The 12,719-nt window shown below is 28.9% G+C and carries 14 protein-coding genes and 2 pseudogenes; 8 read left to right on the top strand and 8 right to left on the bottom strand.

The features are described 5' to 3' along the window. Positions 1–30 precede the first annotated feature (30 nt). From KHQ81_05015 to KHQ81_05005, 3 genes are read left to right on the top strand one after another with little or no spacing between them, the layout of a single operon-like run. The gene (locus KHQ81_05015; GenBank protein QVK19067.1) at positions 31–210 is read left to right on the top strand and encodes a hypothetical protein; all 180 of its coding nucleotides are present in this window, start codon (positions 31–33) and stop codon (positions 208–210) included. Next, entirely contained in the window at positions 210–617 is a 408-nt protein-coding gene (locus KHQ81_05010; protein ID QVK19066.1) for a hypothetical protein, read from the top strand. Before KHQ81_05015 ends, KHQ81_05010 begins: the two co-directional genes overlap by 1 nt. Before the next feature lie 31 nt (positions 618–648). Beyond that, the gene (locus KHQ81_05005) at positions 649–1,188 is read left to right on the top strand and encodes a CueP family metal-binding protein (GenBank protein ID QVK19065.1); all 540 of its coding nucleotides are present in this window, start codon (positions 649–651) and stop codon (positions 1,186–1,188) included. Positions 1,189–1,393: 205 nt separating this feature from the next. Here the strand turns inward: KHQ81_05005 and KHQ81_05000 are convergent, their stop codons facing one another. The 3 genes from KHQ81_05000 to KHQ81_04990 form a co-directional block, all read right to left on the bottom strand. Beyond that, the gene (locus tag KHQ81_05000) at positions 1,394–2,197 is read right to left on the bottom strand and encodes an IS3 family transposase (protein QVK19064.1); all 804 of its coding nucleotides are present in this window, start codon (positions 2,195–2,197) and stop codon (positions 1,394–1,396) included. Further along, positions 2,131–2,694, bottom strand: a complete 564-nt coding sequence (locus KHQ81_04995; GenBank protein QVK19063.1) for a hypothetical protein — start codon at positions 2,692–2,694, stop codon at positions 2,131–2,133. The genes KHQ81_05000 and KHQ81_04995 overlap by 67 nt, the downstream gene beginning before the upstream one ends. 132 nt (positions 2,695–2,826) lie before the next feature. Then, entirely contained in the window at positions 2,827–3,171 is a 345-nt protein-coding gene (locus tag KHQ81_04990) for a four-helix bundle copper-binding protein (GenBank protein QVK19062.1), read from the bottom strand. A gap of 274 nt (positions 3,172–3,445) precedes the next feature. Here KHQ81_04990 and KHQ81_04985 point away from each other — a divergent pair, with 274 nt between their 5' ends. Both KHQ81_04985 and KHQ81_04980 read left to right on the top strand, forming a co-directional pair. Then, complete coding sequence (locus tag KHQ81_04985) at positions 3,446–4,249, top strand: TrmB family transcriptional regulator (GenBank protein QVK19061.1); 804 nt, start codon at positions 3,446–3,448, stop codon at positions 4,247–4,249. Next, positions 4,233–5,603, top strand: a complete 1,371-nt coding sequence (locus KHQ81_04980; protein ID QVK19060.1) for an MATE family efflux transporter — start codon at positions 4,233–4,235, stop codon at positions 5,601–5,603. Before KHQ81_04985 ends, KHQ81_04980 begins: the two co-directional genes overlap by 17 nt. A 92-nt stretch (positions 5,604–5,695) precedes the next feature. Here KHQ81_04980 and KHQ81_04975 read toward each other — a convergent pair. Next, positions 5,696–5,988 (bottom strand): annotated as a pseudogene (locus KHQ81_04975) (hypothetical protein). 13 nt (positions 5,989–6,001) lie between these two features. Beyond that, entirely contained in the window at positions 6,002–6,637 is a 636-nt protein-coding gene (locus KHQ81_04970; GenBank protein ID QVK19059.1) for a class I SAM-dependent methyltransferase, read from the bottom strand. A 253-nt stretch (positions 6,638–6,890) separates the two neighbouring features. Between KHQ81_04970 and KHQ81_04965 the strand changes: the two genes are divergently transcribed. The 3 genes from KHQ81_04965 to KHQ81_04955 all read left to right on the top strand — a co-directional run bounded on the left by KHQ81_04965 (position 6,891) and on the right by KHQ81_04955 (position 10,261). Next, entirely contained in the window at positions 6,891–8,276 is a 1,386-nt protein-coding gene (locus KHQ81_04965; GenBank protein QVK19058.1) for a hypothetical protein, read from the top strand. Positions 8,277–8,517: 241 nt separating this feature from the next. Then, positions 8,518–8,964 (top strand): transposase family protein, encoded by a 447-nt coding sequence (locus KHQ81_04960; GenBank protein QVK19057.1) that lies wholly within the window; start codon positions 8,518–8,520, stop codon positions 8,962–8,964. After that, a complete protein-coding gene (locus KHQ81_04955) occupies positions 8,951–10,261 on the top strand; it encodes an ISL3 family transposase (GenBank protein ID QVK19555.1) in 1,311 nt (436 codons plus the stop codon). The genes KHQ81_04960 and KHQ81_04955 overlap by 14 nt, the downstream gene beginning before the upstream one ends. A 126-nt stretch (positions 10,262–10,387) precedes the next feature. Here the strand turns inward: KHQ81_04955 and KHQ81_04950 are convergent. The 3 genes and pseudogenes from KHQ81_04950 to KHQ81_04940 all read right to left on the bottom strand — a co-directional run bounded on the left by KHQ81_04950 (position 10,388) and on the right by KHQ81_04940 (position 12,686). Beyond that, positions 10,388–11,942 (bottom strand): annotated as a pseudogene (locus tag KHQ81_04950) (IS66 family transposase). A 160-nt stretch (positions 11,943–12,102) separates the two neighbouring features. Beyond that, complete coding sequence (gene tnpB / locus KHQ81_04945; GenBank protein ID QVK19056.1) at positions 12,103–12,372, bottom strand: IS66 family insertion sequence element accessory protein TnpB; 270 nt, start codon at positions 12,370–12,372, stop codon at positions 12,103–12,105. Beyond that, a complete protein-coding gene (locus KHQ81_04940) occupies positions 12,369–12,686 on the bottom strand; it encodes an IS66 family insertion sequence element accessory protein TnpB (protein ID QVK19055.1) in 318 nt (105 codons plus the stop codon). The genes tnpB and KHQ81_04940 overlap by 4 nt, the downstream gene beginning before the upstream one ends. Between the last annotated feature and the right edge of the window lie 33 nt (positions 12,687–12,719).

Genomic DNA, 12,719 nt, shown 5'->3' with positions numbered 1-12,719 from the left:
TTGGTAAATGTATGAAAGGAAGGTGATTTTATGATTATATGGTTTGTGATATTTGTAGCTTTAGTTTATTATCTTATATTTGGTAATTTTGAATTTAATACAAATAAAATAAGAAATTCATATTCTACTCTTGATGAAAGATTAGCCTCTGGAGAAATATCTATTGAAGAGTATAGAAATATAAAATCAGCCCTAAAGGAGGAAAAGTAATGAATTTATATAAGTTAGGTTTAATTTTATTACTAAGTGTTGGATTTGGTTTTGGACTAAGTTATCTAGATGCAAAAGCGTTATTTAACAATGGTTATAACGCTTATCACACGAACCATCACAACTGGAATAATGAGTCAGGTGATTATTCCTCTCACATGAGTAACTTATCTATGATGGATAGAGATTTTGATCAATTTATAGAGCATATGTTAGATAACTTATCCATAGAAGAAAGACTACTTGTAGAAGCAAAAATTGATGAATTATTAACAGAATATCAAATAACGCTTGAAGAAATATCTAAAAATGATGAGGTAATGTTTAATTTTTTGGACAACATGATGGGATTTTTCCAAAAGGAAGAAATAGATCATCATTATTTTTCGAATGGACATATGTGCTAAAATATTGTCATAATTAATTTGGAGGTAACTTATGAAAAAATTATTATTAATTATGCTATTCCCAAGTTTACTAATATTAGTAGGTTGTACTAATAATTTACAAGAATACACTCTAAAAGAATTAGGATTAGCTGGAATGAGCGGAAAAGAAATACTGATGTCTGTTGCGGATAAAAGTATTGATTCAAGCAGATTTAATTTATCGGTGTATGATGATGAGTTAATAGTGATATCTGGTAAAGACAAAATATCAGTTGATATGCCTAAGGATGAATTTTACCTTTCTGTAGCACCATACATTAATTCTACACATAAATGTTTATATCACAGTGCAACAAGTTGTAAAGGTGAACTAGCAAACGAGATATTTCACATTGAATTCATAAATGATGATGGAAATATAATTTTGAATGAAGACTATCAAAGTTTAGATAACGGATTTATAGATTTATGGCTGCCTAGAAACATCAAGGGAACTATAACAATCACCTATGGAGAACTCAGTAGTACAAAAACAATCTCTACTTATAGCGGAGAACCCACTTGTGAAACTACCATGAGATTGATTTAATATATGTTTATTAAAGGTAATGAATGAACAAAAGTGAATTTATAATTGAAATATATGGATAAATTTTTAGTAATTATGTATAAATGTAAAATATATTTGATGTTCATAGAAATTGAATTACTAATATAATGTATATAATAAAAAGAAGCAAAAACTTAAACTGTACCCTATGTCAAGGACATATTGAAAAAAAGAATATATTATATTATGCTGCTTTAAGCTGATTCCTGAATTCAATAGGAGTCAGCTTATTTAGTTTCCACTGATATCTTTGGTGATTGTAATAGTACATATAATCATCTATTTTTAGTTCTACATCTTTTAATGTTTTACATTCTGAAAAGTCTATATAGTCTTTCATATGGCCAAAGAACGATTCTATAGGTGCATTATCCCAACAGTTACCTCTACGAGACATTGATTGAAGTAAGTTTCTTGACCTCACTTCTTTTGAGAATTTAGGACTTGTATAATGACTTCCTTGGTCCGAATGTATAATGGCATTTTCGGGTAAGTTTATATTGTCTAATTCTTTAACTGTATCCAATACAAAGTCAATTTTAAGATTATTTGATACCTTATAAGCAACTAATTCTTTCGTACTACCATCTAATATGGTAGATAAATATGCGAATCTATTATTATACCTTATATACGTAATATCAGTCAGTAACACCTTATATGGAGACTGCTGATCAAAGTTTCTATTTAAATGATTCTTGTGTACTCTATGGTTTTGATCTGCTTTTAACATCTGCTTATAAGGATCCTGTCTACGTATTTTACATACTAGACCATATTTACTCATAATTCTTCTAATGGACTTCAAATTCATGTTTTCCTTTAAATGCATCTTAATTTGTTTAGCACCATACTTTTTCTTTCCAACCTCAAATACTTCCTTGATGAGTTTAAATCTTTTCTTATCATTTTGTTCCTTTTTCATTCTATTCTTCTTTGATTTTTCTGAATGGTAGTTATAGTAACCACTTCTTGATACTTCTGCCACACTACATAAATAATCTTGTATTCCTGGTCTTCTAGATTTATGGATGACTTTTTGATCATCTCAAATTTATCACTTTTTCTTATTTCTTTCCCATTCCTCCTTTCGCTTTCGTCGAGCTTTTTTAACATATCATTTTCCATTTCTATTAAAGCAATTTTAGCCTTTAATTTCTCAATCTCTTGTTCTTCGGTTTGAATTTCATGCTTATATCTTCCTCGATTATCTTTACGGGAATCATCAAGTGAAACAACGCCTCCGTCATTATAAAGTCTCTTCCATCTAGTTGCACATTGTTCTATTCGTTTCATCCCTATAATATCAACATCAAAACCATGTTCAATAAATATTTGACGTGGTAATTTTCCGCCTCTATATTCATGCATAAAGTCAATCTTGAATTCAAGGGTATAAGTAATAGATTTACTTGACACACGCTTAACATTTGGATTATTTTTTATTAGTTCAATTTCTGTTTCATTAAATACATTAATGCTCATATCCTCTTCTCCTTAATACACACTAAAATTATTATAACATACAAAAATACCCTATAGAGGGAACACTTTCTTTTTCAAAGTGTCCACACTATAGGGTATATTTTAACTCTTTGCTTCTTTTTATTATATATCCTATAACATTTTTTTACACATTTCTGCACATGCTCTACAAATATCTGCACATTTTTGACAATGATCAACACTCATTTTTTCACACTCTGTGGCACATTTCTCACAGATTTCAGCACATTCTTTACAAATATGTTTTGAGTGTACACTACCCCTGGACATGTATTTAATTGCTATATCACAAATATCAATACAATCTCGAAGAATAGTCATACATTGTTCTTTTTCATCTTTATTAGGTTCAGATATACACAAAGTTAAGCATTCCTCACAAGCTTGAAGACATTGCATACATGTATTAATACATTCCTGCATATTTTGATTATTAAGATTTCCTATTATTCCCATATGATTTACTCCTTTTTTATAATCTAACTTTATTTTATCCATATTATTTTGATTAATTCATATGAATCATTCTAGTAAATCTTTTGAATATATTCTCCATGACGTACAAATTATAGAAAAAACCCGTTGTGATTTCACTATGACTCGTAATAAAGACAACCGTCATGGCGGTTTTTTATTCGTTCAAATGTTTGTTGACATAAAAAATTACCTATGATAATATAGTAGTACATTATGAACTACTATATTATCAAATGATGAAAGGAGGGACAGAATGGACAATCTAATTACCAATCTAGAAAAATTGAATTTCACTAAAACAGAGAGTAAAGTATATCTATCTTTATTAAAACATGGCGATATGAGTGGATATCAGTTAGGAAGAATATTAGGTCTCTCAAGATCTTCTGTCTATGCTGCACTTGATACGCTTTATCATAAAGGAGCAATTACTTTAGTTCCAGGGAATACAAAAATTTACTCCCCTTCAAATCCTAAAAATCTTATCGAGAATATTAAAAATGATTTTAATAATTCTGCAGATGAACTCATCGATGAACTTAAGAATATTCAAATGAAAAATATCAATGATGAATATAAGAACATAAAAGGAAAGAAAAACATCATAACTCACATGAGTGAGATGATAAAAAATTCTACTAAAGAGATTTATATGAACACTGACTTTGATGTAGAGTTATTTAAAGAAGATATTCATGATGCCCTAAAAAGAGGTGTGAGAATTGTCATGTTTTCCTTCTCAGCTCTTGATTTTACAGGAATTCCTATTGAATTTTATAGTCATGGAATTAATGTATGTGAATGTGGTGCTAACACAAGATTAATGTTAGTAGTTGATTATAAGGAGGTGTTAGTTGCTAGTAAAGGAATGGATGAGGATTACATCGGAACTTTCAGTTACAACAAACTATTAGTCCAAATAATCTCTGAACACATCCATCATGATATCTACCTTATGAAATTGAAAGAAAAATATGGTGAAGATCTATTTGATAAAAATATTGTATTAAATACACTAATGGAAAAGGAGAATTTTTCTGATGATACACCTAGATAAACACTTTATGAAAAAACTATCCTATATTGCTATCCCGATTACAATTCAAAGTATTATTCAAACTTCACTAAGTATGATTGATCAGGTTATGGTTGGTCGAATTGGAGATACTGCTGATACTGCAATTAACGCTATTGGTTATGGTAGTAAATTATCTTTTATCTTTTTGCTGGGTTTAGCAGGTATAACTTCAGCAACGTCTATCTACGCCTCACAATTCTGGGGTGGTGGAAATAAGAAGAAAATCGGGAATGTGTTAGGAATAACACTATCATATGCTAGTATCTTAGCACTAATAACAATCCTATTATCAGTTCTATTTCCACATTTTATCATGGGTCTTTATACAAAAGATACAGCCGCAATCCCCCTAGGCGCTGATTACATGAGAATAATTTCTCTTAGTCTAATTCCTGTAGTGATTGTTAATTCATTTGCTGCAATTCTTAGAAGTTGTGGAGACGCTAAAACACCGATGATTACTGGGTTTATTTCAGTTATTTTGAACACCCTTTTAAATTATATTCTGATTTTTGGTTTTGCTGGAATAAATGGAATGGGTGTACAAGGTGCTGCAATAGCTACGACAATTAGTAGATTCATAGAATGTATCCTTATATTAGCTATATTCCATCGAAAAAATTTACTAAACGTAAAAATACTAGACTTTTTTAAATTTAATAAAAAGTTAGTATCATTATTTACCATCACCATGCTCCCCCTTCTTATTAATGAAACCTTATGGGCAGTTGGTGATTCAGTATTTTCAGGAATATATGGTCATATAGGTGGCGCACAATCTGCGGCAATGATCGCCACATTCCCTATTCAGGGCTTATCCTTTGGGTTAATGTCAGGGATAGGGGCAGCTTCTGGTATAATGATTGGTAATTTACTTGGAGAAGGAAAGAATGATAAAGCCTACTCATATGGTAAGAACTTTATTACACTTGGAATAATATTTTCAGTTATTATTGGAATTATAGTCGCACTATTTGGTCGTTATTATATTGACCTTATGAAAATAACTCCTGAATCTAAAGAATTCGCATTAAAAATACTTAATATATTCGCAATTATTCTGTGGATTAAAGTATCTAATATGATAATCGCTGGTGGTATCTTAAGAAGCGGAGGTAATACTAAGATTATACTTGTTCTAGAGATGATAGGTATGTGGTGTATTGGTGTCCCTGTAGGTATAGCTATTTACACTTTTACAAATCTTCCTATCCAATGGGTGTACTTCTTTGTATCATTGGAAGAATTATTTAGAATGGGCGTTGGATTAATTCTTTTCTCAAAAAGAAAATGGATGACTAATATGAACACCACCTTAGAAGAAGGAATCTAATACTATTATTTTATAAATCTATTTAATAATATGATAAAAACCAGCATCAATTCATCATGCTGGTTTTTTTATAGTTCTATAAATCTAATAACTTACTTTTTTCTAACAGTAACTCCATTTACATTCTCATATACACGACTTTTATTTATTTCAACTTTTTTTCTTATTTCCTCATTAAGGTCATAGCCCAATATTTCAGATAGACCATATAAATATATAGCGACATCTGCTAATTCTTCACAGTAGGCATCTTTTTTTTATATGCTTCAAAAGCTTCTGCTAATTCACCATGGATAAGACAAAATTCTAACTCAATATTTGTTGTATTAAATCCTTTAGTAACTTTATTCTCATAGATCACCTTTTGAATATTATCCATTTTCAATCTCCCCACTATTTTACTTTTTTTTACTCGAATTAATCTTTTTTAGATGTTTTTTCTTTATAGGTTTTGTTTTCTTTTTTGTTCTATTTTTTACATCCCTTTTTTCAGATATCAGTACATAATATCCATTTTCTTCAATAACTTTAACTCCACCAAATATACTAGACAGTTTATTTTTATACCAATCTAACCGCTTAACAACCAATACCATTTTCCCACCTATCTGTAAGTGCTTCTTACCTGACTCAATAAATTCTTTCGCTACAGAAAAATCAGTGTGATATGGAGGATTACTCAATATTAGTGTAAAATCAGTTTCTTTGATATTTTCAAAACCACTTGATAGTATTAACTTTATGTTAGAAAGATTATTTAACTCAATATTTCTTTTACTACAAGCTATGGCTTTTTGATCTATATCAGTCATAACTACCCTATTGCCACCTATTTTCTTCGCAACAGCAATTCCTACAACTCCTGTTCCACACCCTAAATCTAATACTTTATCTTCAGTACTAAGTTCTATTTGATCTAACATCGTTTTAGTTCCTGTATCTATGTTTTTAGGCGAGAAAACACCTTCAAGTCCTTCAATTATAATCTGATTATTCCAAATAGTTATATTATACATGATGTAACCTGCTTTCATTTTTATATAATAATTATAACATATTATTTACAAAACAAACCTGTCTAAAAATAAATAGTAATCACTTGATAGTTTTTTAATGAGTCTTTTTCATGCTAATAATTCATAGAATTAATGTCTATGGATGAAGAGGGTAATAAAATCAAAAAAATTAAAAATAAAACTCTGAACACATCATTAAAAATCTCTATATATTTAATGAGTTTTGTGTTACAATGACTTTAAAACATGAAAAATAATATGGAGGGGTTATATGGTATATTATTTTCTTATCCCGTTACTAATTTTTTTTATAATCATTATTAAACAATTATGTTATTGTAAAGATAAAACTAAAAAAGAAAAAAGAATTACTTATTTCCTTGATATTTTATTTGGTATAGCAATTATCAGTTTATTATTATATGATACTGTTATTTCAAATAAGTATACTATGTATTTGGATCATTTTTCCATCATTTTATTAATTTATGTAATTTCTGATATTATTGGAACGATGAAATTAAATAAGAAAACTTATATTATTGTCACAATTATTTTTATTATTATATATCTAATTTTTAGTGTAAAATTATGGAAACTATATAATTATAAAAATCTAATGAATAGACCACCAATTTATCATATTCAGTATGATATAGGTTCCTCAAATTCAGGTAATTTAGTTACCGTCTATAATGATAAAATCTATTATTTTGATCATGATAAGATTTATGAAATGAATAAAGATAGTAGTGATAAAAAAGACATTATTAATGCAGACCAATTATATTACACAACTGGAAAAACTACGTATAAATCAAATTTAAGCATGTCTGTAAATCAGAATGGACTTTATTATACAAGATATGACGGAATCTATTTATATTCATTCTCAGATAAACAGATAACTAAAATCACTACTAAACGTTATAATTATATTCATACTATAGATGATGTGGTATACTTATTTAATCACTCATCCTATACTAAAATTGCAAATACTGAAGAAAATATTGATCGATTTAACTGTGAAATATCGAAAATAGAAAATCGAGAAGTTTGCATGTTTAAAGATGATGAATTTCTTGTATCATTTGATGTAACTAATATAAACGAGACTTATTTTCAAGTATTAGATAGTAATAATAACCTAATTTACAGAAATAAATCACCCTTTTTTGATTATTTTACACCATTAGCTGCCTCAGGTGAAGATGTTTATGCTATTATACAAGGAAATTTGGTGAAAATAAATTCTGATAATAATGTAACGCTTGTATCAAACTTATCAAGTAAATTTGATAAATTTAATGATCAAATACTCCTTACAAAAGTGATTGAAAATAATATATACCTACTCTATAAAAAATCAATAGACGATACTCAGGTTTTAATAAAAATAAATCTTTCTACTGGTGATTTCTCAACTTTATATACAACCTCAATAGGTTGTAAAGTGATTGATTTTTCTGATCAAGAAATTATATCTATTGATAATTTTAAAATAGATCGACTTAATTATATAACTAACTCATATATAGATAAAAATATATGTGGTCTTATAGATTTTTTTCCTATAATAATTGAAGTAGATGATTCATTATATATTTACGATTTTTTTAGTTATGAATTGATTAAAAAAGTTAGCTTAGATTAAAAATAATTACTTTTTAAGTTAAGTTAGATAGAAAAAATACATTATTATAAAGTTTAAGAGGTTGCTTAATTAGCAGCCTAATTCTTTATTATTTAGAAAGAAAGTTAGAATCGTAAATTTACGTTTCTAACTTTTTTACATCATTAGTAATAAAGTAAGCGTCAAATAGGTTCTTTCCAAAGTTATTGGAATTTTATGTAAAAATATGTTATAATAAAGGTATCAAAAGTGGAGGTACCTTATGGACGAAATAATTAAAATGCTTGACGAAAGTCTTGATTACATATCACATGAGTTAATTGATGATACTTTATACATTAATGTAAAATCAAATAAGGAGTCACTCCCATGTCCTCTATGCGGAGAGGAAAGTACAAAAGTACATTCTAGATACAATAAAAGCTTTCAGGACTTGCCATTACAGGGGAAAAAAGTTGTTATTGCACTAAAAAATAAAAATATGTTCTGTACAAATCCAAATTGTAAGAAGTATACATTTTCAGAAAGCTTTGGTTTTATTGATCAAAAAGGCAAGAAAACGAAAAGATTAATTGATGAAATTATACGAGTTTCTTTGACTCAAAGTTCTATATCGGCGGCAAAATACCTTTCAGATACGACCGTTGAAATCAAGAAAAGCTCAATTTGTAATTACCTAAAAAAAAACTCTAGTCATAAACAAGAGTGAAGTTAAATATGTCTGTATAGATGACTTTGCGATAAAAAAGAGAAAATCATATGGAACAATTATGGTAGATATTGAAACTAAATGTATTATAGACTTATTAGAATCAAGAGATAGTATGAAAGTTACGGAATGGCTTACTACGTTTCCAAATATTAAACTCGTCTCACGTGACGGCTCAACAACTTATCGCTCGGCTATTGCAGACGCTCATCCTAAAGCCACTCAGGTAAGTGATCGTTTTCATTTAGTTAAAAATTTAGTGAAATCCATATCAAAGTATATGAAACGAATAATTACAGGTCGCATTGAAATACCACTCATATCACAAGATGGAAAGAAACGTTATGATTATCTTTGTGGTTTAAGCCGTAGAGAAAAAATTATTGAAGCCAGGCGTTTATATGCAAAGGAAGGAAATAGCTATGATACGATTGGAAATAAGTTAGGTGTTTCACCAACAACAGTTGCTAAATATATAAAAATGAAGGAAGAAGATATACCTAAAGAGAAAATAACTGTACGTGGAAAAGAGCACATCAACGCCATTTCGAAAGTGGAACAGAAAAGAAATAAGGTGCTAGAATTATGGAATAAAGGGTATACAAAAAGAGACATATCAAAGAAAACAGGATATAGCACTACAAGCATTGATACTTATCTCAAAGGTGAATTCAATCCTGTGCACGGACAATATGGAACAGGCCGAAATGGTAAACTAATGCCATTTAGAGATGAAGTTATTGATATGCGTGCTAATGGGATAACATATAAGAAGATTACAGAACATATAAGGGAAAAAGGATACACAGGAACTGTAGATGGATTGAGATTTTTTATCTCAAAAGAAAAGCGTTTAGCTAAAGACACCTCGTCTACAAAAGAACCTACAGAATTTTTAGACAAACGTTTGATCAATAAATTATTATATAAACCACTTGAAAAGGTAAAAGGGATCACGGAGAATCAATTGAATGAATTTTTCAAAAAATATCCAGACATAAAAGTACTCTTTGAAAGACTAAAAGAATTCAGACTTTTGTTACTTGAAGATACAGAAGACAGTTTAAGTAAATGGATTAAACGGGCAAGAGAATCTGAAATTCAGGAAATTGATAGTTTCATTAATGGTATACAAAATGACCAAGATGCCGTAGAAAATGCCATAAAGTATAGTTATAATAACGGTTTAGTAGAAGGAAGTGTTAATAAACTAAAATCTATAAAAAGGATTATGTATGGCAGAAATAAATTTGATCTACTGAGGTCTAAAGTATTATTATTGGAATCATTAAAATGATAGATTTAAGTAAAGTAGGCAAATAAAGTCTACTATTAATTTTTACTATAAATCCAATAACTTTGGAAAGAACCGTCAAATATAACACACATAAAAAATCCTCATTTACTAAAATGAGGGATTTTTTTATGTGTTCAATTTACAATTTTCAGGGAGTTCATCTGACCAAGGTAATAATGTGTCTAGAATTTGTTCATCATTCAAATCTACATTTGGTAATCTATCAAATAAATAGGTTAGATATTCAATTGGTTTTATATTATTCTCCTTCGCGGTTTCAATAACACTATATATGATGGCACTTGATTTTGCTCCTTTAGGAGTATTAGAGAATAACCAGTTTTTCTTCCAATCACGAAAGGTTTAATTGATCTTTCAGCTCTATTATTATCAATTTCTAATCTCCCATCAAGTAGGTATCTTCCAAGATTATCCCATTGATTGAGACAATATTTAATAGCTTTACCAAGTTTACAATTAGGTAAAATTTCTTCTGCTTGATTTTTAAGCCATACTAAAAAATCATCCAAAATCTCTCGACTGTCATTATTTCTTATTTCATACTTTTCTTCAGGTGTTAAGTCCATTATTTTATGCTCAATTGAGTATAACTGATTACAGAAAGTTAATCCCTCTTTCGCAATGGACACATCATCACTCGATAGAGCTTTTACTATTTCGGCAAATCCTCTCCTCGCATGTGCCCAGCACCCAACAAGTATTACATTAGGAATATTATGATATCCAGTATATGCATCCACCTGAAGATATCCTTTAAATCCTTCAAGAAACTCTTCGGGATGTTTACCTGCTCTTGTCGTCTGATAATCATATAAAACAATTGCTTTCCCCTCTGAACCTGTTCGATAAAGCCACATGTAGGACTTTGATTTTGCTTCTCTCCCGTTTTCCTTCAATACTTGGGTAGTTGTCTCATCTGCATGTAGGATATCTTTTTGAAGTAATAATTTATGCATACGATTATATAAGATTTCCAACCAAGCAGCACCTTTAATTACCCAGTTAGAAAGATTTTGTCGTGGTAAAAATATTCCCAATCTTTCAAATTGTTTCTCTTGTCTGTAAAGAGGTAACCCATTTGTATATTTTTGATCCATTATATACGCAATTAAAGATGATGAAGCTAAGCTTCCTGGTATTGCAGGATAAGGCATATTAGCTTTTATTATAGGCGTTCTAATTTCACTTTTCTCACATAATCGACAGGATACTATATGACGGATATGTTTCTTGATTTTTACTTTAGGCGGAATAACTACAATTTCAGTTCTTTCTTCAGTACTCATTTCATGAAGTAGAAAACCACATTGTGGACAATCTTTTTCTTCAGGATAATAATGTATTTCTTCAACAGGAAGAGTTTTTAAATAATCAGTACTTTTTTTCGTCCTTTTTTATTTCTGGTGTAGGTAATTTTTTCAAGTTTAGGTTCTTCGCGATTTAAATTTGATTCCTTTTCAGCTTCATTAAATAATTCTAGACTTTGTTGATTAGGATCAATTTTCTCGCTAGAAGATCCAAAACGCTTTTGTTGATATAATTTAAAGAACTCTTCATAATTTTTCACTTTATTTTGAAGTTCTACTATTTTAGAATCTTGTGATGAGATATATTCAATTAATTCTTCTTTAGTTAGTTTATTTAAGTCTACTTTTTTCATTGCTTTTCTCACCTTTTTTTGATACTTTATTTTACCATAAAATGAAAAAAAAGTCTAATTATATAAAGAAAAGGGAACTATACAATCCCCCTTTGCTTAACCTCTTTAAAGGCCTTTCCATTACGTATTTCATAACCATCTAAAAACCAATAAAATTCTTTTAAAGATGAACTTGTAATCTCCTGTTCACTTTTAGGTAATTAAATTTACCACTTTCTAATCGTTTTTTATATATCCAAAAACCATTATAATCCCAATGTAAAATTTTTAAAATTTGTCTACTTTTATTACAGAAAACAAATAAGTTATTTGAAAATGGATCTAAATCAAACTGTTTTTTTACAATAAGAGATAGTCCATCAATTGATTTTCTTAAATCAGTATATCCTGTCGCGAAATAAACTGTTTTTACATCCTTGAGTTTAATCATAATTCTGATAACACCTTTACCACATCTTTTAAATGATTCCCATTGAACCCTGGTTCAACCTTTATATTGCATTTTCCTATTTTAATCGTAATACATTTTTCTTCATTCATTTCAACCATTTCATGATTAATAGGAATGGGTACCCAATTAATTTCTTGTGCTTGTTTTTCATTTTGATTATTCTTTTTAATCCAATATAGAAGTTGATGTAATTTATACCCATTTTCCCTACACCATTTTGATTTTGATAATCCACTTTTTTGATATTCTTCAATTCTTTCTTTCCATTCAGATCTTAACTTATTATAATTCATTTTAAAATCCTCCTAACATATTAGCTAAGAGGA

Source organism: Mycoplasmatota bacterium (assembly GCA_018394295.1).
Classification (GTDB): domain Bacteria; phylum Bacillota_I; class Bacilli_A; order Haloplasmatales; family Haloplasmataceae; genus JAENYC01.
Note: the sequence above shows the minus strand (reverse complement) of the source record. Positions and strands in the feature narration are given on the sequence as shown.